The sequence below is a fragment of the Noviherbaspirillum sp. FW303-A3 genome (genome assembly GCF_058788695.1).
Map to the genome: position 1 here is coordinate 1,471,679 of NZ_JBYTAZ010000001.1, position 21,068 is coordinate 1,492,746.

Genomic DNA, 21,068 nt, shown 5'->3' on the forward strand with positions numbered 1-21,068 from the left:
AGCGCAAGATCGGCTTTCAACGCCATCTCGCCGTGTGCCTCGCGGTCAATACCTCTTGCCGCTGATGGGCTGGGGAATCGGGTTACTATTCCACGGCCTTGCCGTCTTCCTGCACACACCGGGCGCGGCATGGAAGGAACGCATGATCGAGAACGAAATGAAGAAGCAGCAGAAGAAGGAAGCATGATTCACCACCCTCCCTACGTCCACGGCTATTCCCGCCTGCGCCGGTTTGCGATCGACATTGCGATTACCCAGGTCTTCAACCTGATCATCGCCGTGCTCATCACGTATGTTGTGCGCGGCCACGGCGGCTTTTTCGTCAACCTCGTGTTTTCGGTTTGCATCGGCACGCTGGCGACCACCTTCATCGACGGCGGCCGCCTGCTCATGTGGGGCGAACAGAAGCCGCCGAAGTGGAAGTTCATCCTCCTGATCCTCTTCTCGCTTCCGGCAGCCCAGTTCATCGGCAAAGTGCTCGCCGCCTCCATGCTCGGCATTCCCCGGCAGGCGCTCTCCGCGATGCGCGCCGGCAATGCGACGGCGATGCTGATTGGCGGCGCCGTATGCTCCATGTTCATCATCTGGTTCTTCTGGAGCAGGGAGCACATCGAGTTCCTGCGCGCCGAGGCGGAGGCGGAAAAGGCGCGCGCCGCCTCCATCGAAAAGCAGGCATTGCAGGCGCAGCTGCAGATGCTGCAGGCGCAGATCGAGCCGCACATGCTGTTCAACACCCTGGCCAACCTGCAAGGACTGATCGCGGTCGATCCGCCGCGCGCGCAGCACATGCTCGACCAGCTGATCCAGTACCTGCGCGCCACGCTCTCGGCCTCGCGCTCGGAGAAAACGACGCTGGGACAGGAATTCGCGCTGCTCGACGCCTATCTCGGATTGATGAAGGTGCGCATGGGCCAGCGCCTGTCGTACACGCTGGAACTGCCGGATGTCTTGCGCAGCCTGTCCGTCCCGCCGATGCTGCTGCAGCCGCTGGTGGAAAATGCGATCAAGCACGGCCTCGAACCCAAGGTCGAGGGCGGCCTGGTCACGGTACGCGCGGAGCGCGAGGATGGCAGGCTGAAGCTGACCGTGTGCGACACCGGCCTCGGGCTCGATGGCGCACCGCAGAGCGACGGCACCGGCATCGGCGTGGATAATGTCCGCGGACGCCTGCATGCGCTGTACGGCACGCGCGCCGGCTTTTCACTGATCCCGAACACGCCCGACGGCGTCATCGCCCAACTCACCATTCCGCTATGAACATGACCCGCGCCCTCATCGCAGAAGATGAACCGATCCTTGCCCATGCCCTGCTGCAGACGCTGCAGCGCCTGTGGCCCGACCTGCAGGTCGGCGGCGTGGTGGAGAACGGCATCGCCGCCGTGACCGAAGCCCTGGCGCAGCGTCCCGACGTGCTGTTCCTCGACATCAAGATGCCGGGCAAGACCGGGCTCGAAGCCGCACAGGAACTCGCCGAAGACTGGCCCGAGGATGTGCCCTTCCCGCTCGTGGTGTTCGTCACCGCGTACGACGAATACGCACTGCAGGCTTTCGAGCAGGCGGCCGCCGACTACGTGCTCAAGCCCGTGACCGATGCACGCCTGTCCAAGACCGTCGAACGCCTCAAGACAAGGCTCGCGCAGCACACGGAGCGCAATGCCGAGCTGGAACGCATCGTCGGCCAGCTGCGCTCCCTCGTGCCGCACGTTCCCGCGGCAAGCGAGCACCTCACCCTCATCCGCGCCGCGGTCGGCAACCAGGTGCGCATGATCCCGGTGTCCGAAGTCGTGTACTTCGAGGCCACCGACAAATACGTCAGCGTCGTTACCGCCGACAGCGAATCGCTGATCCGCACCAGCCTCAAGGAACTCCTGCCGCAGCTCGACCAGAACGCGTTCTGGCAGGTGCATCGCGGCACGGTAGTCAACGTCAATTGCATCCACTCCGCCGTGCGCGACGAAAGCGGCAAGCTGTCGCTCAAGCTGCGCGGACGCAGCGAAAGCCTTGCAGTGAGCAGGGTTTTCGCGCATCTGTTCAAGCAGATGTAAGACCAAAAAGCAACTTACAACAGTGACAAAAAGCAATAGTTGCAAACCGGAATGACCGTGCTATAACAATAACTCGTGCCGCGCGCCCGCAAGGCCGCACGGTGCGCTTCCGCCTGCATTGCCGTCCCCATCCATGACCGGCAGTGCGCATGTCATGACCTGCCCGGAAAATCCTCACTGCGCTGCAACGACGCCGTGGGTGTTGTTCGCATCCCGTTGCGTTTCCAGCCACTGTTATACCTGTCCTCACAAGAAAGGATAAGCCCATGCGCGTGCTGTTGAATCGTCTGCTCCTGTCTCAGAAATTTGCATTGCTCGCGCTGTTTGGCCTTGTGCTGGTCGCCACGCCGCTCGTCATGTATGTGATGGAGTCCAACAGAACCATCCATGCCGCCGAGGACAAGGTGAGCGGCATCACGCCGTCCCGCGCAGTCCTGAAGGTCGTTATGCTGATGCAGCAGCACCGCGGCCTGTCCGGCATGGTTTTGGCCGGCAACGAGTCCGCGCAAGCGCAGCGGGCCGGCAAGCAGGACGAAGTGGAAAAGGCGATACGCGATGCCGACCCGGTATTGCAGCAGGTCGGCCATGCGGGTATCGCGCGCGAATGGCAGGACATCAAGAATCGCTGGTCGCCCCTGCCCGGCAAGGTGGCGCAAAAGGCGATTGCGGGCAAGGACAGCTTCGCCGAACACACTGCGCTCATCGGCCAGCTCATGCAAACGAACGATATGATCGCCGAACGCTTCGGCCTGCGCCTCGACCCGGAAGCCGCCAGCTTCCACCTGACCGATGCCGCACTAGTCCACTCGCCGGTCCTGATGGAAACCCTGGGCCGCATGCGGGCGCGCGGTTCCGCCATGTTGACGTCGAAAGAAGCCGGCACCGAGGAGCGCGCGCTGATGATGGCGATGCTGGACAAGGCGAACGACCGCTACGACGCCATCGGCGCCGCGCTGGACAAGGCCGTCGCCGCCGCCCCCGCGCTCAGGGAAAAGCTCGCCCCTGCCATGCAAGCCTCGCTCGCCATCGGCAAGCAGGTACTGCAACTGACGCAGGAACAGATCGTCAAGCCGGAGCAGCTCAGCCACGCCGCCCCGGACTATTTCGCAAAGGCCTCGGACGCGATCGGTGCCCAGCTGAAGTTCTTCGACGCCGCCGTCGCCGAGCTGGAGCGGGAACTGAATGATCGCCGCACCGAACTCACCGCCACCATGATCATGCTGATCGGCATCGTCCTGCTGCTCTCGCTGGGCGTTGCGGTCATCGGATACGCCATCAGCCGCTCCGTCACCGTCCCGCTCTCGGAAGCGCTCACGCTCGCCAAGCGCGTCGCATCCGGCGACCTGACCGCGAAGATCGAAGTGCGCCATGGCGGCGAGGCGGGCGAACTGCTCCATGCGCTCAGGGACATGAACAGCAGCCTGGTCAATATCGTCACCGAAGTGCGCGGCGGCACGGAAACCATCGCCAGCGCCTCCAGCCAGATCGCGGCCGGCAACCTCGACCTCTCCTCGCGCACCGAGGAGCAGGCCAGTTCGCTGGAAGAAACGGCAGCGTCGATGGAAGAAATCACCAGCACGGTGAAGCAGAACGCCGACAACGCGCGCCAGGCGAACCAGCTCGCCCAGTCGGCATCGGAAGTGGCCAGCAAAGGCGGATCCATGGTGTCGCATGTGGTCGAAACGATGGGCTCGATCAACGAGTCGTCGAAGAAGATCGTCGACATCATCAGCGTCATCGACAGCATTGCCTTCCAGACCAACATCCTCGCGCTCAACGCCGCCGTGGAAGCAGCCCGTGCGGGTGAGCAAGGGCGCGGCTTTGCGGTCGTGGCCTCGGAAGTGCGCAATCTTGCACAGCGTTCCGCCGGCGCCGCCAAGGAGATCAAGGAGCTAATCAACGATTCCGTCGAAAAGGTCGATGCCGGAGCGCGCCTGGTGGACGAAACCGGCGCGACGATGGACGAGATCGTAGCCAGCATCAAGCGCGTGTCCGACATCATCGCGGAAATCACCGCCGCCGGCAGCGAGCAGAGCGTGGGCATCGAACAGGTGAACGAAGCGATCACGCAGATGGACGAGGTGACGCAGCAGAATGCCTCGCTGGTGGAACAGGCTGCCGCAGCCGCCGAATCCCTGCAGGAACAGGCGCAAAACCTGTCGCAGGTCGTGAGCGTCTTCCGCCTGGACGGCTCCCAGGCGCCGGCCGCGCCCGAGGCAAGGACGCCCCCGCGGACGGCCTCCATGACCCGCATCACGACGCGCACGCCCCGCCTTTCCGCAAAGCGTTCGCAACACGCATGACGAACCCTCGATGAACGGCCCGGACACGCTCCTCGTCCGCGGCCGTTCTTTTTTCCATTCCCTCTCCCCCGGATCTAACCTGGATCAAGGACTTCGCAACATCCCATGATCCGGGTATTGCCCGTCCACAACCACACGCCTATAACATGAACAGGCGTGCAACGAAGGCGCTCTCCCGAAGCGTACTACTGCACTGCCTGTCGCCCATATAGGAGTGTGTATGTTCACGCAACTCAACAAACTCGCCCTGTGGCAGAAGTTTGGCCTTCTTGGCACGATCGCCGCCATCCTCGTATCCCTCCCGCTCGCCATGTACATCAGCGAAGCGCGCAAGGCCATCGTCGCGACAGAGGCCGAGGTCTACGGCCTGACGCCGGTGCGATCGGTGATGGGTGTCGTACTGCTGGTGCAGCAGCACCGGGGCATGTCGGCAATGGCCCTGTCCGGCAACGAAGCAGCACAGACCCAGCGTGCGGCCAAGCAGGGCGAAGTCGACAAGTCGATCGCCTCCGCGGAGGCCGCCATTGCCCAGGTCGACAACCCCACGATCGTCGCCAAATGGAAAGAGGCAAAGGACCGCTGGGCGGCCCTTCCTGCGAAAGTGGCCGAACGCCAGCTGACGGCGCCCGAAAGTTTTGCCGCGCATACCGCGCTGGTAGAACAGATGCTCAAGGTCAGCGAGCTGATGATCGACCATTTCGGACTCAGCCTCGATCCGCAGGCGGACAGTTACTACCTCATCGAAGCCGCCCTGGTGCAATCGCCGGACCTGATCGAGACGCTCGGCCGGCTGCGTGCCCGCGGTTCCGGCATCCTGACCGCGAAGAACGCCAGCCTTGAAGACCGCGCCGCCATCGTCGCGCTGATCGAAAAAGCCAACGGCCGCTTCTCCGGAGTCCGCAATGCGGTGGACAAGGCGGTCGCCGCCAACGCCGCGCTCAATGCGCGCCTCGCGGGACCGCTGCAATCCACGCTGTCCAAGGGAGAAGACCTGCTGCGCCTCGCCCGCGAGGAAATCGTCAAGCCGGAACAGCACACCTACAACGCTCCCGATTACTTCAACAAGGTGACGGCCGTCATCAGCGAACAAGTCCAGTTCCAGGAAGCCGCACTGAAGCAGCTGGAAGAGATTCTCGTCGCGCGCGAAACCAAGCTTGCCAAAACCAGTTACGCGCTCATCGGCGCCACCCTGGCACTCGTCCTGCTCGGATGGTTCCTCGGCATGAGGATCATCCGCTCCATCAGCGGCCCGCTGCATGAAGCGATCGACATCGCACAGCGCGTCGCCGCGGGCGACCTGAGCACGCGCATCGAGGTCAGGTACCGCAATGAAACAGGCATGCTGCTGCAAGCGCTCAAGGACATGAACAGCGGTCTGTCGAAGATCGTCAGCGAAGTCCGCAACGGCGCGGAAACCATCGTCACCGCAACCGGCGAGATCGCCACCGGCAACCTCGACCTGTCCTCCCGTACGGAACATGAAGCCAGCTCTCTCGAAGAGACTGCATCGACGATGGAAGAGCTCACCAGCACGGTCAGGCAGAACGCCGACAATGCGCGCCAGGCGAACCAGCTTGCACTGTCGGCCTCCGAGGTGGCGGGCAAGGGCGGCGAAATGGTGCAGCATGTGGTGGAGACGATGAACTCGATCAACGAGTCCTCGCGCAAGATCGTCGACATCATCAGCGTCATCGACGGCATCGCTTTCCAGACCAACATCCTGGCGCTTAACGCCGCGGTGGAAGCGGCCCGCGCCGGCGAGCAGGGACGCGGCTTTGCGGTGGTTGCCGCCGAGGTGCGCAGCCTCGCGCAACGGTCTGCCGCTGCCGCGAAGGAGATCAAGGAACTGATCAACAACTCCGTCGAGAAGGTCGAGGTCGGTACGAAGCTGGTCGACCAGACCGGGGACACGATGAACGAGGTCGTGGGCAGCATCAAGCGCGTCTCCGACATCGTCGCGGAGATCGCCGCTGCCAGCAAGGAACAGTCGTCCGGCATCGAGCAGGTGAACGAGGCCATCATGCAGATGGACAATGTGACGCAGCAGAACGCGTCGCTCGTGGAACAAGAGGCCGCCGCCGCCGAGTCGCTGCGCGAACTCGCACAGAACCTGGCGCACACGGTCAGCGTCTTCCGGCTCGGGAACGAGGAAATGACGGTTCGGACGGCGGTGCCGGCTGCCGCCCCGATACCGGTAACGCAGCCGCTGCCGGTTCGCAGTGCGAATGTGGTTTCGCTTGCGGTGGCGGGACGCGAAAAGGCGCACCGGTGAATTGAACGGATGATGAATGGCCGGGCGGGTAGCGCGAAGAAATACCCGCCCGGCAGTCTTTTGAGCTGCTACCAGACCGCCGCTTTTCCCGGTATCAGTTGGATTCCTTGATCAGCCGCCCCGACAGCGCCTGCACCGGGCGCGCATTCATCGGATACAGCCGGGCGAAGATATCGAGCTGCTGCTTCGACGCCTGGATCGGTTCCTTCATCACAATCCACAGGACGCCCTCGTCGCAAGGCGGCGTCGTCAGCGAACCCATGAAGGTGTAATACTCGCGCCGCTGCGGCAGCATCGCCGCGGGATCGAACTGGATGACTGGCGCCAGCGGCTGGTATTTTTCGAGCGGCAGGTTGTTCCACACTGCCTGGATGCCCGGATGCTGCGTGCCGCCCTCGATCAGCACCGCGATCACGGCCAGCCGCCCCTCCTCATCCTTGTGTACAAGGTGCGCGACCATGTCAAAGCTGCGGCCGTCGACCTTTTCCTCGGAAGGACGGTGGAAATGGAATTGTTGCAGTTCATACGTGCGGCCGGTCAGCGTGAAGCGGTTGCCCGGCGCAAGGTTGACCTGCACCGTATGTCCGTTGTTGATCACGTTGAAACCCGAAGCGCCATACTCGAACACGATGGGTTCCAGGTCGACCTTGATGCCATCGCGGATATCGATTGGCGTCTGGCGGTTGCCGGTATCGCATCTGGCCCATGCCGGATTGATCTTGCCCCACTTGAGCGGACCGGTTTCGCCTTCATAGCTCCACTGGTCGGAGCGTTTCACCTTGGGATTGCTTTCGGCGGCCTTGGCATCGGCGGCGGCACGCGCCGCCTTCGCCTTGCGCATCGCCTCGAGGCGGACCTTGACCATGGCGGCGACCTCCGCGTCCGTCAGCGGACGTCCCGGCTCTTTCTGCGGCTCGGCCTTGGTGACGAGCACGCGGCTGCCGGGCAGCTTTTCAGGTTCTTTTGCCAGGGCGGCCTGCGCAAGCATGGCAGCGCAAGCCAGTAAGGTAGTCGGGAGTCGCATGTCTTTTTCGCACCGTAAGGTCGGGCTCGCTTCGGATTTCACCGAAGAAATATTCTACCCGACTCACGATACGCCCCGGCGCTTTGTGCCGGGGAACAACACACCTTGCACGGTTGGCCCGGATACTTGCAGGTTCAGGCCGATACCTGTTGCAGCGCGACCACCGCCAGCGGCACCGACGCCATCACTACCGCAAACAGCAGGCGGATGCGGCCGCCATAGCCGCGCTTGCGAAACCAGGCCACGATAGCCATTCCTCCGGCAAGGTACAGGAAGACCAGGATGGCCCAGGCGCCGCTTCCCATCGCATGGACGGCCCGGCTGGAAAACAGCACGCCGAACATGACGGCCGTCACTACTGCAAGCACCGCCAGCAAGAAAGACAGCACCGCATGGAGGCCCTGGTACTGGCGAGGACGCGCCTGCATCAGCATCGCCTGTCGCTTGGCAGTGATATCCCGCTGCAGGAGAAAGACCAGCAAAGGATCGACCTGCCGGTATTGCAGAAGACCTGCGGCCGCTGCGGCAACAAGGTCGTCGCGTCTAATCGTCATTCGGTGCTCCTTCGGCTATTTTTCTTAGAGCTGAAAGGATGTGCAGCGCACCCCAGCAGTGCACGTCCGCGCGAGCTTTCCGAATGAGAGGCCGAAACGCGGAAACGGCAGTTTTTCGGAATGCCTGGAGACGCGGCCGGCCCTGCTGCGCCGGCAGGCGTCTTCCTCGGTATTTAATCGGCTCGCGGCGAGAAGTCGTAGAGATAGATCAAGCGGTTACAGTCGAATGACACGATATTTATACCGTGTCAAATCGAAGGTATCGATAGTTGACGCGCGATAATCGACGCCTCTCAGGCAATCTTCAGCAAAGCCTCAACTTCCGTGGCGCTGCCCCCAGAGTCAGACCGTCATGCCGACCTTCGCACGACAGCCGGCCGGTAGCCGTTGTCGCGTGCAAGCCGCGCCTGGCGCGACGCCGCCATCGATACGGGCTGCGCCTTGGCCAGCACCGGCTGCTGCCGCTTCGCCGCCTTTGCGCCGGCCGACATATTGAATACGGCCACCGCATGGCTCAACCGTGTTGCCTGTTCATTCAGGCTCGCCGTCGCTGCGGCCGCCTCTTCCACCAGGGCGGAATTCTGCTGGGTCACGTGGTCCATCTGCGATACCGCCTGGTTGACCTGCTGGATGCCATCCGACTGCTCCTGTCCGGCCAGCGCGATTTCGCCGACGATGGAATTCAATCGCGCGACCGCATCCACCACCTGCTCCACGGTGCGCTTGGCGCCGGCGACCATTTCATTGCCGGCATCCACTTTTTCGACGGAATCATGGATCAGGTTCTTGATGTCCTTGGCGGCCTCGGCCGAGCGTTGCGCAAGATGGCGGACTTCCGCCGCCACCACGGCAAATCCTCGTCCCGATTCGCCCGCGCGCGCTGCTTCCACCGCGGCATTCAATGCCAGGATATTGGTCTGGAACGCAATGCCGTCGATCAGTCCGGTGATCTCCGCAACCATGCGCGCCGAGCGGGATATCTCTTCCATCGTCGCGCCGACTTCGGCGACTGCCTTGCCTGCATCGGTCGCAATCGATGACGCCGATCCGGCCAGCTTGCTCGCCTCCTGCGCGCTCGTTGCATTCTGCGATACCGTCGCCGCCAGTTCTTCCATGCTCGATGCGGTTTCTTCCAGGCTCGACGCCTGCACCTCGGTGCGCGATGACAGGTCCATGTTGCCGGCAACGATTTCGCCGGTTGCCGTATCGATGATTTCGACATTCGCGCGGATGTCGCCGATGGTCGCGATGAGATTGACGTTCAGTTGCTGCAGGGCCTGCAAGAGCCGTCCGATGTCGCCGCGATCGTCGAACGACGCCTTGCAGGTCAGGTCGCCGCCGGCAAGGGATTGCGCCAGTTTCGTTGCCCTGGAGATCGGCGCGGCAACGCTGCGCTGGAGATAGATCCAGAGCTGCAGGCTGAGCAGCGCGGAGAAGCCGAATGCAAACGGCGCCCAGCCCGGCATTTTCGAGGATTCACCAAGCATGAGACTCGCTGCGGCCAGCGCCGCCATCAGTGCGATCTGGATGCAGGAAGTCAACGCGCACCGAAACTGCAGCGGCATCGCGGTCAGCCGGGCAAACAAGGACGGCAAGCCCTTGCGCTGGATACGGCCACGCGCCACCTCGAGGCGGGAATGCTTTTCATCGCGCATCTCGGCATAGGCGGCCTCGGCCATCTTTATCTGCTCGCGCGTCGGCTTTGTCCTGACAGACATGTAGCCGACAACCTGACCGTTCTCGGTAATCGGCGTGACATTGGCCATCACCCAATAGAAGTCACCGCTCTTGCGCCGGTTCTTGACCGGCGCGCTCCAGATCTCCCCCTGTTTGAGGCTGTCCCAGAGATCCTTGAACGCCGCTTCGGGCATGTCGGGGTGGCGGACGATGTTGTGGGGCGAGCCCAGCAGTTCCGCCTCGGAATATCCGCTCACTTCGATGAAGTACGGATTGACGTAGGTGATCTTGCCTTTCAGGTCGGTTTTCGACACGATCGGTCGGCCGTCCTGCATTTCGTACTCGGTATTGCTGACTGGCAGGTTCGTTCGCATAGCTGTGTCTCCTAGTTGTTTTAACTTCGGAATTACTACTAGACGCGTCCAACTCGTACCGGAATGCAGCAGTTGCAAAAAAGTTTCCCATCGTCATTCATTTATAACCATCCCATGAATGCGGGATCTTGATCGATGTTTTACGAAAGCACGGAATTGGCTGGAGTAAGGGATGATTTGCTCACCAAAACTATGCGTGTTCGATATCGAGATGCGATATCGTTCCGGTTTCAATCCAAACAGGAAGCACGATGCTAGACGAGCACTGGCTGGGCAGATGGAAAAGCCTGATGACGCAGCAGTCGCCCTCGCCCGCCATCCTTGAACTGGGATGCGGCGGCGGCCTCGATACGCGATGGATGGCGCGGGAGAAGTTTGCCGGCATCACGGCGACGGACCTGTCGTCCGAAGCACTGGCGGAATGCGCGCGTGGCGTCCCGTCGGCCGGTCTTGTGCGCCATGACCTGCGCGAGCCGCTGCCGTTTGCCGAGGGACATTTCGACGTCGTGATTGCCAGCCTGTGCCTGCATTACTTTGAGTGGGACAAGACGCTGGAGATCGTACGCGAGATCCGTCGGTGCCTGGTGCCGAACGGCGTATTGCTGTGCAGGGTGAATTCAACGCGGGATGTGCATCACGGCGCGGTCGGGCATGCGGAGATTGCGCATCATTACTACGATGTCGAGGGGAATCCCAAGCGATTCTTTGACGGGAGTGATGTCGATGCCTTGTTCGCGGAGGGATGGTCACGTTTGTCCACCGAGGAAATGACGATCGACCGGTATGAGAAACCGAAGACGGTGTGGGAAGTCGTGTTGCGCAAGCATTGACGCCCTACCGCGTGAATGCGGGAAGCGCCCGCCCTGACATCGGTCTCCCGCTCCCCGTCATTGCCTGCCAAGGCTGGAATCCACAGGCAGGTCAAGTCGTGAACCCGGCATGGATTCCCGCCTTCGCGCGCTACGCGTATTCGGAACCGTCCTTGTGCACGAACTTCCAGGCGCCGTCGATCATCTGCGCGGCAATGTCGTCGTCCGGATAGCTGGCTTCGTCGCCCGGCGTGCGGTCGCCGACCTCGAGGTACACCACCTCCTCCGCCGATTCGTTGACCAGCCTGTGCGCATTGCCCGTCCCCGCCTTGAATCCGGCGCACATGCCCGGCCGCAACGGGGTACGGCCCTCGTCCGTGCAGAGAATGGGCGTGCCGGAGAGGATGAAAATGAACTCGTCCTGCCTGCTGTGCGCATGACGCAGGGCGGACACCCCGCCCGGATGCAGCGTGGTCAGGTTGACCCCGAAATTGCCCAGCCCGAACAGGTCGCCGAGCGGCCGCTTCACCCTGCCCGACATCATCGAGGCAAACGGCTCGGGATAGTTGGACGGTTTCATCCGCGGCGGCGCCTCTCCGGCGACGATGGCAACGGGTTTTCTTTCTTCTGTCATGACAGTCCTTTCATGCGATGAATCCGAACATTATCGTCGCCTAAAAAACGGGCGGCCGCAGCCGCCCGGATCACGCCCTCCTCCTGATTACCCTATCGCACCTGCCACTGCCGCGCCGGCATCGCCACGATCTCCCGCGCATTCGGCTGTCCCGCCGCCACATCGAAGACGCTGATCCGCACCGGCCCGTTCGCCAGGGCAGCCGCATCCACGTCCAGCCAGGCAAAGGTGCCGGCCGGATCCGGGATGGAAAACACGCCCAGCCTCGGCAGATAGCCGCTGGCCGGCAGCAGCTCCACATTCTTCATCCCGCTGCCGCGCACTTCGAGCCGCACCGTCCCGCTGATGATTTCGCCATGGGCCGGCGCCATCGTCACAGTGGCGGTATACGCGCCCGTGCCGTTGCTCACCGTCCACCGCCGCGCCGGCATCGCGATGGCCTCGCTCGCCCCGGCCTGCCCTTCCGTCACGTTGTAGGCGCTGATCCGCACGTCACGCACGCCGTCCGGCAAGGTCCGCGTGTCGAGGTCCAGCCAGGCCATCGTCCGGTCCGGCGACACATTGAAGGTCGCCAGGCGCGGCGTATAACCGGTGGCCGGCAGGAGTTCGGCATTGGCAATGCCGCTGCCCCGGATCTCCAGCCGCGCGATGCCGCTGACGACGGCCCCGTCCGCGGGCGCGGACGTGACTGCCGCCGTGAATCCCGGCGGCAGCGGCGCCGCATTGTTGATGTTCCAGGTGCGCGCCGGCATGGCCACGATCTCGCGCGCGTTCGGCTGCCCCGCCGCCACGTCAAAGGCGCTCACCCGCATGGTGATCGGCCCGTTCGGCAGGCGCGTCGTGTCCAGGTCCATCCAGGCCACGGTCCTGTCGCCTGTGATATTGAACACGCCATAGCGCGGCAAATACCCGGTGCCCGGCAACAACTCGACATTGGCCATCTCGTTGCCGCGCACCTCCAGCCGCACGATACCGCTCAGCGTCGCACCGCTCGGCGGCGCCACGGTCGAACGGGCAAAGAACGGTGCATAAGGATTGCCCGAACACTCCGGGCTCAGGCTGCAACTGTTGAACGCCCGGCCCTCCGACGTCCATACCGTCGGCCGCAACTGCGTGGTCGATGTGGAAGTCAACCCGAGGTCCGGTGTTCCGCCGCCGCACGCGGCCAACAACACTGCGGCGATGGCCGCGACTGCGATTCCAATTCTTGGCATTCTTGCTGTCTCCAAAAGGAAGGGCTCCCTGCGTGTGCTGCACCGGGCATCCGGCAGCTCAGGCGAAAACGCGGCAGGACTCTATAGGCCTGCCGTCACCCCGCGTCGGGGCGGGTTCGGGACTCAGTTTGGCGATAAGTGGGTGCACGCTGTTGAGGCTTCTCAAACACCCGATCCGGGTGTTGCGCGGCGAACGACAGAAGGCCCGCCCCTCCCCCGCTACGGTAAAATGGCCGGTTAAACCACCATTTACCGAGCATTCCCCCCGATTTCATGAGCAACGATTCCAAAAACGCAACAGCAGCCACCGAAAACGCGGCGCCGTCCAATTTCCTGCGCGGCCTGATCGAATCCGACCTCGCCGCCGGCAAGTACGCCAACCGCACCGATCCCAACGGCAACCCGCTGCCCACGGTCGTCACCCGCTTCCCGCCCGAGCCCAACGGCTACCTGCACATCGGCCACGCCAAATCCATCTGCCTCAACTTCGGCATGGCGCGCGACTTCGGCGGCCGCTGCACGATGCGCTTCGACGACACCAACCCGACCAAGGAAGAACAGGAATACGTCGACAGCATCCTCGACGCCGTCAAATGGCTCGGCTTCGACTGGAAGGACAGCGGCGGCGACCACCTCTATTTCGCCAGCGACTACTTCGACCAGATGGTCATGATGGCCGAGTACCTCATCAGCGCCGGCCACGCCTACGTCGACAGCCAGAGCGCCGAAGAGATGGCCAAGAACCGCGGCAACTTCACCGAGCCCGGCAAGAACTCGCCCTACCGCGACCGCCCGGCGGCAGAATCGCTCGACCTGTTCCGCCGCATGAAGCTCGGCGAATTCAAGGACGGCCAACACATCGTCCGCGCCAGGATCGACATGGCCTCGCCCAACATGAACATGCGCGACCCGGCCATCTACCGCATCCGCCACGCGCACCACCACCGCACCGGCGACAAGTGGTGCGTGTACCCGATGTACGACTTCGCGCACCCCATTGAAGACGCAATCGAATACATCACCCACTCCTTCTGCACGCTCGAATTCCAGGACCACCGCCCCTTCTACAACTGGGTGCTGGAGCGCCTGGCCGAAGGCGGCTTCTTCAAGCGCCCGCTGCCGGAACAAACCGAATTCGCGCGCCTGAACCTGACGTACGCCATCACCAGCAAGCGCAAGCTGCTGCAACTGGTCGAAGAAAAGATCGTCGACGGCTGGGACGACCCGCGCATGCCCACCATCGTCGGCATCCGCCGCCGTGGCTACACACCGGAAGCGATCCAGTTGTTCTGCGAGCGCGCCGGCGTCGCCAAGTCCGACAGCTGGATCGACATGGGCACCCTGGAAGGCGCCCTGCGCGACGACCTCGACCCCAAAGCCGCCCGCGCCATCGCCGTGCTCAAGCCCCTGAAGCTCATCATCGACAATTTCCCGGAAAACCTCGCCGACGAATGCAGCGCCCCGGTTCATCCGCATCATCCGGAACGTGGACATCGCACCTTCCCGATTACGAAGGAAGTGTGGATTGAAGCGGAAGACTTCATGGAAGTCCCGAGCAAGGGCTACTTCCGCCTCTTCCCGGGGAACAAGGTGCGGCTGAAGTACGGCTACGTTGTTGAGTGCACCGGGTGCGACAAGGATGAGAACGGGAATGTGGTTGCGGTGCATTGCAACTACTTTGCTGATTCCAAGAGCGGTACCGAAGGCGCCAACAATTACAAGGTCAAGGGCACCATTCACTGGGTCAGCGTGACGCATTCACTGGAAGCGGAAGTGCGTTTGTATGACCGGCTGTTTACCGATCCGAATCCGGATGCGGGAGGGAAGGATTTCAAGCAGGCGTTGAATCCGAATGCGAAGGAAGTGATTACGGCTTATCTGGAGCAGGGGTTACGGCATGCTGTGGGGGATGAGAAGTTTCAGTTTGAGAGGCATGGGTACTTTGTGGCGGATCGGGTGGATCACTCGGCGACCAGGCCGGTGTTTAATCGGGTGGTTACGTTGAAGGATAGTTGGGGGAAGTAATTGTTTAACCCGAATACTAGGAGCCTGTAGTGATTTCCTTATCCATGTTCAATAACAAAGGTGGCGTCGGTAAAACCACCCTTACCTGCAACCTTGCATCTTTGCTTGCAACGAAATTTGAGATGCGGGTGCTGCTCGTTGACTGCGACCCCCAGCAAGCGTAGGGTGCGTCCCACGCACCATTTCCCCCTCGGAGGTCGTTATACTTCCGCACGTATGACTTTCTCCGAACCGGTGCGCAGGGCGCACCCTACTTCTTGTGGCGCATGCCAAATTATCGACGCGCGAATCTCGCTGGTGGTACGTACTTCTTTACCGTCAATACCTTGCAGCGAATTCCTGTATTGACGGAAGCGCCGGTGCGGGAAGCATTACGGGAAGCGATCCAGCAAACTCGCCTGACGGCGCCGTTCGACATCGATGCATGGGTTCTCTTACCCGATCATTTGCATTGCATCTGGACGTTGCCGCAAGGTGACGCCGACTTCTCGATGCGATGGTCGAAAATGAAGCGATACGTTTCCCAGCGATGCGGCGATTCGTTTGGCGTCGAGAACATTTCTGCTTCACGCACCATGCGTCATGAATCGGGCTTGTGGCAACGCCGATTCTGGGAACATCAAATTCGTGACGACACCGATTTTGCGCGGCATGTCGATTACATTCACTGGAATCCGGTCAAGCACGGGCTTGTCGCTCGCACGGCTGACTGGCCGTATTCAACCTTTCACAGGTTCGTGGAGGGTGGCGTTTATTCGTCGGATTGGGGATTAGCGGAACCACGCTGATGTTGCCCCTCGCATGTGTCGTACTTCTTTGTCGAAAATGGCGACGAATGCGCTAAGGCCCATGTGCTGCGAAATGCAGCAAGCCCAGGGTGCGTCTCACGCACCTTTTCTCCCTCGACCGTCGCCACTCTTCCGCACGACTGAATCTCTCCAACCCGGTGCCGAACGCGCATCCATACTGCTATCATCGTCAAAGCCAACCCGCCACATCCGACGATTCCAATGAAAACGTCCCGCTACCTGCTCCTCCTGTCCGTGTTACCGCTGCTCTTGCCGGTCACGGTCACACGTGCAGCCGAACCCGCAGAAAAAGGCATCCTGCTCGTGGCAAGCAAGGGCATGCGCGATCCCAACTTCCGGCAGACGGTTCTGCTGTTGACCGACCACGGCCGTCGCGGCACGATCGGCGTCATTATCAACCGCCCCATGCCGACCGGGCTCGATCTTCTGTTTCCCGGCAATCCCCGCTTGCAGAATGCGCCGGACAGGCTCTATTTCGGCGGTCCGGTTTCCGGTCATACCCTGGTCTTCATTTACCGTTCGCCGTTGAAGGCGAATGAAGCGCTGCATGTGGTCGACGACCTCTACATGAGCATGAGCCCCGAGATCCTTGCCGGGCTGCTTCGCCGCGAAGCGCCGACACAGGATTTGCGTGTTTTCAGAGGCTATGCCGGCTGGGCTGCCGGTCAGTTGAAAGCGGAAATCGGTCGCGGCGCGTGGCATGTGCTCAAGGTCGATCCGGAAACGGTATTCAGCAAGGCGCCGGAAAAGCTGTGGCAGGAAATGATCACCCGCGCCACGGCGCTGGAAGCGAAAGCGAATCCGGAACAGGCGGCTTTGCTTGCATTGCGTTGACCGGTACTTCCATCACGACTTGGGTCGCGTCCTTGATTTATGAAGCTCCGCATCCTCGTTTGGCTTGTCCTGCTTGCCGGCACCTTTACCTTCATCTATTGGTGGGGAAACGCCCTGATCTCCATTCCGTTTTCCGAAGCGTTGTGGACGTTCTATTTCCATTTGACCGGCCAGACCAATCCAGGGCTTGCATCTGACCTGGAATCCCTCACGGCGATAGGCATTGGCTTCCTTCTGTCCTATGGCGGGGTGAGGATTTCCCGGCTTATGAAAAAGACATGGATGAAGTAAAAGCTGGCTCGGTACGCAGGTACGGGGCGCCTGTTAGGTAAGCGCCTCCCGACGTGCCAATTCGGCTCATATTCACCAAACAGATACCTGAAATTCCCAATCGAAAGTGCAATTTTGGTGCATCGCTTCCTACACTGGGAGTGCAAACCAAAGTACTTCAAGAGGAAAATAAAATGTCAGCCGTATCCAATATGCCGCATGTGATCGCAGATGCAGTTCGCGCAGCAGGTCACGCTACCCACGACTTTTTCGAACACCTCGGGGATTCGCTGAGCCACAGCATCGTTGAGAGCGAGCGCGAACGCGAAGAGGCGTATCTCGCTGAATCGACCGACCTCGCCGACCTGGAATGCCGGATGCACGAACTGGATCACGCACGCCAGCACAACGTGTTCTGGACAACCTGAACGTCAGCGTTTCAGTCAGCAGTTCAATGAGAAGCCGGTAGCCCAAAGCGGAGGATTGAGTCCTCCGCTTTCTCTTTCTGCTCGATGGCGCGCTCACTCCAACAGCGCGGCGAGCAGCCGCGCCCAGTCCCCGTCATCCAGCGCGTCGAACCAGTCGTTGTGGCCGACGCCCTTCAGTTCAATGTAATGCCGCGCAGTGTCCATCGCGGCGAGGGAACGGGCATGCGTCACGGGGATGATATCGTCCTTCTCGGCGCCGATGATCGCCACCTTCCCTTTGTAGGTGGCAAGCGCCGCGCGGGTGTCGAGGCGTTCCCGCAGGAGCACGGATAGCGGAATGCCGAAGAATTTCTCGTTCACCAGGGAGGACAGGCTCGTCCACGGTGTGAACAAGGCGATGCCGTCGAACTTTCCCGGATTGTCCGCCGCGACCTGCGCCGCAAATCCGGCACCGAGGGATTCGCCCATTAAGATCATCCTTCCCGTCCAGCACGCGCGTGCCAGTGCTGCATCTTCATGCGCCGCCGTCAAGGCTGCGCGCAGTGTCGCCTTACCGGGGCGAGCGCCATAGCCGGGATATTCATGGAGTACAACGCGGTAACCTTGTGCGGTGATGCTGCGCGCGTAGATGGCTCGGTATTGCGCGGCACCCGCATTGCCGTGGAAGAAGAGCACCGTGCCGCGTGCTGTCCCTGGCGGCTCGAACACCACGCCGCGGTAGCTGCCCTGCTCGTGCCAGGGAACGGCACCCGGGATGGCGAGGTTGGTGCGATGGGGATCTTCCGGCATGGGAAAGAGCAGCAGCTTGTCCTGACTCATGTAAAGGAGGAACGATACAAGGACAACGACCGCGACCATGACAAATCCAATGTATTTCAATTCACCTCCCCTATGGCTAGAGAGAATGGAATCTGGCTATGCATTCACACACTCATTCTCCCTTGCAATCGGAGACTGCCCCTCTACCCGATTGCTTACTCCAGTCGAACATCGACCTCTGGATACAGCTCAGGAAAGAGAAACTGAAGCGCATCGAGTGGCAACCCAAACCGCACAGGCCCAAGCGGCGTGTCACTTGCAAGCAGTTTGGCCGCAAGCAGCCTGGACAGCAGCGAGCGTGCAGTGCGCTCCCCCAGTCCCGTCATCTGGGCGAATTCTCCTCGTGTAACGGGGCCGGCAGCAAAGACGTGGTAGAGGGGAAGAATCGCCTCCACTCGCATGCTTTTATCATGCGCGGCACGGAATCTCACGAGAGCTTCGATTCGCCGCTTCATCCCGTCCAGCTCAAGCATGCGAGCCATGTAAGTGACCTGGTCCTCGCATATTGAAAGGAAAAATTTGACCCATTCTGTCAAACCGGCTGCAGTGAGGTTGCCCCGTCCATCCAATGCACCGCGCCTGGGCGCGTCGGCATTGTGCACGTAGGCGTAGTAGTCCTGGCGAGCGCGTGCCAGCCCTCTGCTCGGTGACCACAGGCCATCGGATAGAGCCCATAGTGCGCAGTGACTTTGCAGGCGCGTTGCGCGGCCGTTGCCGTCACGGAATGGGTGTACCCAGGCTGCGCGATGGTGGAGACATGCGATTGCTATCAGTCGCGCGTCCCAGCCCTTGGGTTTCGCATATACCTCGTCCATCCGAGCAAGAAATCTGGGCATCGACTCCGCAGTTGGCGGAACGTGTCGACCAACCTCTACGGACTCGTGACGCAGTTTTCCCGGAACGACAATGTAACCATCGTCAAGGGTTCGGTCGGCTTCCGAGAGTCGAGCGTACAGCGCTGTGTGTGCCGAGATAAGGAAATTCGAAGCAAGAGGTGTTTCGCCAGCTTTCACGCGCTCCTCAAGTTCTCTCTCGGCTTCGATATGCGCGAGTGCAATGCGCTGCAATTTTGCAACGTCAGGCCTTTGCGAAAAGTCCTGGTGTAATGCGCGTTCGATGTTTAGCGGATGCGTGCCCTGCCCCTCGATTCTATTGCTGTAATACGAATTCATTGACCGGACAAGTTCGCGAATAGTGGTCCGTGCCGTGGGGTGCGCTGCCGACGTGAGACTTAGTCCAGCCTGCACGATACGAGTCGCCTGGTCGTAGAGCTCGTCCAGGTGTACGAGTGGCAGAAGAGGCTCAAAATGCTGAGGAGAGTCGTGCATTTTGCCGATTTATTTTCCAATATTTTTACTACATAAGTCATTAATTTTTAATGACTTTAGCAGGAAAACAAAAAGGGGACATTAGAATTTTTTGCCGACTTATTTGCAAAAGGAGCTTCTGACCTTGGCAACAAGCATCAATTGCAACAATTGAAATAGAAGAAAACCCTTTCAAACATGGATATTGCTAAAATGGCATTTCTTTTTATCAAGGAGATTCCATGAAAAAACTCTTCATTGCGGCAATGCTCATGCTGAGCGCAGTCGCAAATGCAACGATCCTGTCGGCCGATTTCAGAAACGAATCGGACTTGCCGTATTGCTGCGCCGCTGCCGGCCCGAAGGTCCTCGAATCGTCGGGGCAGGCTGTCGGCGGTGGCATCGAACTGAACGGGAGCGCATCGCTCTCCAACCCGTCCGGCTGGGGCGGCGGTGTCGTTTATGTGGACATCGATCCGACTACCAATATCCTGACCCTGCTGTCGCAGGACACCTGGGACTTTCAAACTTTCACCGCGAAGGTTGCCAATATCCTCTTCAGCGGCGGCGAGGTGATTACCGGGCTTTCGTTGTTGTCCAATAACCTTACCGACGAGGGCATCGTGCCGACGCTGTCGTTCACGTCGAACAGCCTGTCCATCGGCTACGACACGTCGAGCATCTTTTACTTTTCCGGCGGCACTGCAAGCTTCCAGATCACCACATCTGCAGCAGCAGTTCCTGAGCCTGCAAGCATGGCGCTCCTGGGCATCGGGCTGCTGGGCGTCTTTGGGTTGCGTCGCCGCGCCTGAGACCAGCCCTATCGCGCGAAAAAAAGCCCGGTCTGGTACCCGAGCCGGTTGGTTAACGTGTTGTTTTCAGGTGTTTGAATTTCATAGAGGCCCCGCATGTCGGGGCTTCTTCAATTTTACGTGTGGAGAAAAAATTTGATCCAGAGCGCCCTGCGTCGAAATGGCAGTCTTTGCCATTTCCTGCCATTAGGAGTATTATGGAAGTGAAGGAGGATTTCCATTATGCAAAGCATGAACATTTCGCTTCCCGATCCCTTAAAGCACTTTGTTGACGGCGAGATCGCAAAAGGTCGCTACAGCAGCGCCAGTGAATATGTTCGAGAACTGATTCGAGCTGATGAAAAGCGCAAGGCCGAAGATCAACTTGAAGCTTTGCTGCTGGAAGGTCTGAACAGTGAAGAAACGGCTCTGACGGCAGATGATTGGAAGGCAATACGTAAGGAAGCTCTTGCCAAGGTCCAAGAACGAAAGAATCGACGCTAATGCCTATAGCAACGACAAGGCACACTGCAAAACGTGATCTGATCGAGCACTACGTCTATTTGGCTGAAAAGGCGAGCGAAGAAACTGCTGATTGCTTCCTCGTGAACGCGAAAGGCAGTTTTGAGGACTTAGCCGAACAACCCATGATGGGCTCGCCGTTGAATCTTCGGCATCCTGCCCTTGCAGGCATGCGTAAGTGGAGTGTGAAGGACTTTCATCACTTCCTGATTTTCTATCTTCCAGGCCTTGACGGTGTATCGATCGTGCGTGTGCTTCACTCATCGCAGGACTGGTGGCGTGTACTTGGAGTGAAGTCCTAATAGCAACAAAAAAAGACCCTCAGACGCGAATCTGAGGGTTTTTCTTTAGGGATCA

General features: G+C 60.6%; 22 protein-coding genes. 15 read left to right on the forward strand and 7 right to left on the reverse strand.

The genetic code is table 11. The features are described from left to right. Nucleotides 1-64 precede the first annotated feature (64 nt). The 5 genes from AC3WOY_RS07135 (at nt 65) to AC3WOY_RS07155 (ending at nt 6,620) form a co-directional block, all read left to right on the forward strand. Nucleotides 65-187, forward strand: a complete 123-nt coding sequence (locus AC3WOY_RS07135; protein WP_492422163.1) for a 2TM domain-containing protein — start codon at nt 65-67, stop codon at nt 185-187. Beyond that, nucleotides 184-1,257, forward strand: a complete 1,074-nt coding sequence (locus AC3WOY_RS07140; RefSeq protein WP_492422165.1) for a sensor histidine kinase — start codon at nt 184-186, stop codon at nt 1,255-1,257. Before AC3WOY_RS07135 ends, AC3WOY_RS07140 begins: the two co-directional genes overlap by 4 nt. After that, nucleotides 1,254-2,045, forward strand: a complete 792-nt coding sequence (locus tag AC3WOY_RS07145) for a LytR/AlgR family response regulator transcription factor (RefSeq protein WP_492422167.1) — start codon at nt 1,254-1,256, stop codon at nt 2,043-2,045. Before AC3WOY_RS07140 ends, AC3WOY_RS07145 begins: the two co-directional genes overlap by 4 nt. 266 nt (nt 2,046-2,311) lie before the next feature. Then, the gene (locus AC3WOY_RS07150; protein WP_492422169.1) at nt 2,312-4,348 is read left to right on the forward strand and encodes a methyl-accepting chemotaxis protein; all 2,037 of its coding nucleotides are present in this window, start codon (nt 2,312-2,314) and stop codon (nt 4,346-4,348) included. A 220-nt stretch (nt 4,349-4,568) separates the two neighbouring features. After that, on the forward strand, nt 4,569-6,620 hold the full coding sequence (locus AC3WOY_RS07155) for a methyl-accepting chemotaxis protein (protein ID WP_492422171.1): 2,052 nt from the start codon (nt 4,569-4,571) through the stop codon (nt 6,618-6,620). 94 nt (nt 6,621-6,714) lie between these two features. Here AC3WOY_RS07155 and AC3WOY_RS07160 read toward each other — a convergent pair whose 3' ends face one another. From AC3WOY_RS07160 to AC3WOY_RS07170, 3 genes are all read right to left on the reverse strand, one after another. After that, nucleotides 6,715-7,644 carry a carbonic anhydrase gene (locus AC3WOY_RS07160; protein ID WP_492422173.1) on the reverse strand — a complete coding sequence of 310 codons (930 nt, stop codon included), beginning with the start codon at nt 7,642-7,644 and terminating at the stop codon, nt 6,715-6,717. Between the two features lie 134 nt (nt 7,645-7,778). Further along, nucleotides 7,779-8,198 (reverse strand): hypothetical protein, encoded by a 420-nt coding sequence (locus AC3WOY_RS07165; protein ID WP_492422175.1) that lies wholly within the window; start codon nt 8,196-8,198, stop codon nt 7,779-7,781. A 350-nt stretch (nt 8,199-8,548) separates the two neighbouring features. Continuing rightward, entirely contained in the window at nt 8,549-10,249 is a 1,701-nt protein-coding gene (locus tag AC3WOY_RS07170) for a methyl-accepting chemotaxis protein (protein ID WP_492422177.1), read from the reverse strand. Between the two features lie 251 nt (nt 10,250-10,500). On the opposite strand from AC3WOY_RS07170, the gene AC3WOY_RS07175 reads away from it, so the two are divergent. After that, complete coding sequence (locus AC3WOY_RS07175; RefSeq protein ID WP_492422179.1) at nt 10,501-11,079, forward strand: class I SAM-dependent methyltransferase; 579 nt, start codon at nt 10,501-10,503, stop codon at nt 11,077-11,079. Between the two features lie 130 nt (nt 11,080-11,209). Here AC3WOY_RS07175 and AC3WOY_RS07180 read toward each other — a convergent pair whose 3' ends face one another. After that, complete coding sequence (locus AC3WOY_RS07180) at nt 11,210-11,692, reverse strand: cupin domain-containing protein (RefSeq protein WP_492422181.1); 483 nt, start codon at nt 11,690-11,692, stop codon at nt 11,210-11,212. A gap of 92 nt (nt 11,693-11,784) precedes the next feature. Continuing rightward, the gene (locus AC3WOY_RS07185; RefSeq protein WP_492422183.1) at nt 11,785-12,906 is read right to left on the reverse strand and encodes a hypothetical protein; all 1,122 of its coding nucleotides are present in this window, start codon (nt 12,904-12,906) and stop codon (nt 11,785-11,787) included. 273 nt (nt 12,907-13,179) lie between these two features. Between AC3WOY_RS07185 and AC3WOY_RS07190 the strand changes: the two genes are divergently transcribed. The 6 genes from AC3WOY_RS07190 (at nt 13,180) to AC3WOY_RS07215 (ending at nt 17,272) form a co-directional block, all read left to right on the forward strand. Beyond that, nucleotides 13,180-14,931, forward strand: coding sequence for a glutamine--tRNA ligase/YqeY domain fusion protein (locus AC3WOY_RS07190; protein ID WP_492422186.1), 1,752 nt, complete (start codon nt 13,180-13,182; stop codon nt 14,929-14,931). 44 nt (nt 14,932-14,975) lie between these two features. Then, nucleotides 14,976-15,095 carry a ParA family protein gene (locus tag AC3WOY_RS07195; RefSeq protein WP_492429225.1) on the forward strand — a complete coding sequence of 40 codons (120 nt, stop codon included), beginning with the start codon at nt 14,976-14,978 and terminating at the stop codon, nt 15,093-15,095. A gap of 102 nt (nt 15,096-15,197) precedes the next feature. Next, nucleotides 15,198-15,719 carry an REP-associated tyrosine transposase gene (locus tag AC3WOY_RS07200; RefSeq protein WP_492422188.1) on the forward strand — a complete coding sequence of 174 codons (522 nt, stop codon included), beginning with the start codon at nt 15,198-15,200 and terminating at the stop codon, nt 15,717-15,719. 222 nt (nt 15,720-15,941) lie between these two features. After that, entirely contained in the window at nt 15,942-16,574 is a 633-nt protein-coding gene (locus tag AC3WOY_RS07205) for a YqgE/AlgH family protein (protein WP_492422190.1), read from the forward strand. A gap of 39 nt (nt 16,575-16,613) precedes the next feature. Next, complete coding sequence (locus AC3WOY_RS07210; RefSeq protein WP_492422192.1) at nt 16,614-16,865, forward strand: hypothetical protein; 252 nt, start codon at nt 16,614-16,616, stop codon at nt 16,863-16,865. A 173-nt stretch (nt 16,866-17,038) separates the two neighbouring features. After that, nucleotides 17,039-17,272, forward strand: a complete 234-nt coding sequence (locus AC3WOY_RS07215; protein WP_492422194.1) for a DUF3563 family protein — start codon at nt 17,039-17,041, stop codon at nt 17,270-17,272. Nucleotides 17,273-17,365: 93 nt separating this feature from the next. Here the strand turns inward: AC3WOY_RS07215 and AC3WOY_RS07220 are convergent, their stop codons facing one another. Both AC3WOY_RS07220 and AC3WOY_RS07225 read right to left on the reverse strand, forming a co-directional pair. Further along, nucleotides 17,366-18,151: an alpha/beta hydrolase gene (locus AC3WOY_RS07220; RefSeq protein ID WP_492422196.1), complete on the reverse strand. Its 786-nt coding sequence runs from the start codon at nt 18,149-18,151 to the stop codon at nt 17,366-17,368. Between the two features lie 95 nt (nt 18,152-18,246). Continuing rightward, nucleotides 18,247-19,263 carry a Fic family protein gene (locus AC3WOY_RS07225; RefSeq protein ID WP_492422198.1) on the reverse strand — a complete coding sequence of 339 codons (1,017 nt, stop codon included), beginning with the start codon at nt 19,261-19,263 and terminating at the stop codon, nt 18,247-18,249. 377 nt (nt 19,264-19,640) lie between these two features. On the opposite strand from AC3WOY_RS07225, the gene AC3WOY_RS07230 reads away from it, so the two are divergent. The 3 genes from AC3WOY_RS07230 to AC3WOY_RS07240 all read left to right on the forward strand — a co-directional run bounded on the left by AC3WOY_RS07230 (nt 19,641) and on the right by AC3WOY_RS07240 (nt 21,013). Beyond that, entirely contained in the window at nt 19,641-20,210 is a 570-nt protein-coding gene (locus AC3WOY_RS07230) for a PEP-CTERM sorting domain-containing protein (protein WP_492422200.1), read from the forward strand. A gap of 222 nt (nt 20,211-20,432) precedes the next feature. After that, complete coding sequence (locus AC3WOY_RS07235; RefSeq protein WP_492422202.1) at nt 20,433-20,693, forward strand: type II toxin-antitoxin system ParD family antitoxin; 261 nt, start codon at nt 20,433-20,435, stop codon at nt 20,691-20,693. Then, a complete protein-coding gene (locus AC3WOY_RS07240; protein WP_492422204.1) occupies nt 20,693-21,013 on the forward strand; it encodes a type II toxin-antitoxin system RelE/ParE family toxin in 321 nt (106 codons plus the stop codon). Before AC3WOY_RS07235 ends, AC3WOY_RS07240 begins: the two co-directional genes overlap by 1 nt. Nucleotides 21,014-21,068 lie beyond the last annotated feature (55 nt).

Bases quoted from the DNA above. Each gene is read 5' to 3' on its own strand.
- AC3WOY_RS07135 (WP_492422163.1), top strand. From the start codon at position 65: ATGGGCTGGGGAATCGGGTTACTATTCCACGGCCTTGCCGTCTTCCTG.
- AC3WOY_RS07140 (WP_492422165.1), top strand. From the start codon at position 184: ATGATTCACCACCCTCCCTACGTCCACGGCTATTCCCGCCTGCGCCGG.
- AC3WOY_RS07145 (WP_492422167.1), top strand. From the start codon at position 1,254: ATGAACATGACCCGCGCCCTCATCGCAGAAGATGAACCGATCCTTGCC.
- AC3WOY_RS07150 (WP_492422169.1), top strand. From the start codon at position 2,312: ATGCGCGTGCTGTTGAATCGTCTGCTCCTGTCTCAGAAATTTGCATTG.
- AC3WOY_RS07155 (WP_492422171.1), top strand. From the start codon at position 4,569: ATGTTCACGCAACTCAACAAACTCGCCCTGTGGCAGAAGTTTGGCCTT.
- AC3WOY_RS07160 (WP_492422173.1), bottom strand. From the start codon at position 7,644: ATGCGACTCCCGACTACCTTACTGGCTTGCGCTGCCATGCTTGCGCAG.
- AC3WOY_RS07165 (WP_492422175.1), bottom strand. From the start codon at position 8,198: ATGACGATTAGACGCGACGACCTTGTTGCCGCAGCGGCCGCAGGTCTT.
- AC3WOY_RS07170 (WP_492422177.1), bottom strand. From the start codon at position 10,249: ATGCGAACGAACCTGCCAGTCAGCAATACCGAGTACGAAATGCAGGAC.
- AC3WOY_RS07175 (WP_492422179.1), top strand. From the start codon at position 10,501: ATGCTAGACGAGCACTGGCTGGGCAGATGGAAAAGCCTGATGACGCAG.
- AC3WOY_RS07180 (WP_492422181.1), bottom strand. From the start codon at position 11,692: ATGACAGAAGAAAGAAAACCCGTTGCCATCGTCGCCGGAGAGGCGCCG.
- AC3WOY_RS07185 (WP_492422183.1), bottom strand. From the start codon at position 12,906: ATGCCAAGAATTGGAATCGCAGTCGCGGCCATCGCCGCAGTGTTGTTG.
- AC3WOY_RS07190 (WP_492422186.1), top strand. From the start codon at position 13,180: ATGAGCAACGATTCCAAAAACGCAACAGCAGCCACCGAAAACGCGGCG.
- AC3WOY_RS07195 (WP_492429225.1), top strand. From the start codon at position 14,976: ATGTTCAATAACAAAGGTGGCGTCGGTAAAACCACCCTTACCTGCAAC.
- AC3WOY_RS07200 (WP_492422188.1), top strand. From the start codon at position 15,198: ATGCCAAATTATCGACGCGCGAATCTCGCTGGTGGTACGTACTTCTTT.
- AC3WOY_RS07205 (WP_492422190.1), top strand. From the start codon at position 15,942: ATGAAAACGTCCCGCTACCTGCTCCTCCTGTCCGTGTTACCGCTGCTC.
- AC3WOY_RS07210 (WP_492422192.1), top strand. From the start codon at position 16,614: ATGAAGCTCCGCATCCTCGTTTGGCTTGTCCTGCTTGCCGGCACCTTT.
- AC3WOY_RS07215 (WP_492422194.1), top strand. From the start codon at position 17,039: ATGTCAGCCGTATCCAATATGCCGCATGTGATCGCAGATGCAGTTCGC.
- AC3WOY_RS07225 (WP_492422198.1), bottom strand. From the start codon at position 19,263: ATGAATTCGTATTACAGCAATAGAATCGAGGGGCAGGGCACGCATCCG.
- AC3WOY_RS07230 (WP_492422200.1), top strand. From the start codon at position 19,641: ATGAAAAAACTCTTCATTGCGGCAATGCTCATGCTGAGCGCAGTCGCA.
- AC3WOY_RS07235 (WP_492422202.1), top strand. From the start codon at position 20,433: ATGCAAAGCATGAACATTTCGCTTCCCGATCCCTTAAAGCACTTTGTT.
- AC3WOY_RS07240 (WP_492422204.1), top strand. From the start codon at position 20,693: ATGCCTATAGCAACGACAAGGCACACTGCAAAACGTGATCTGATCGAG.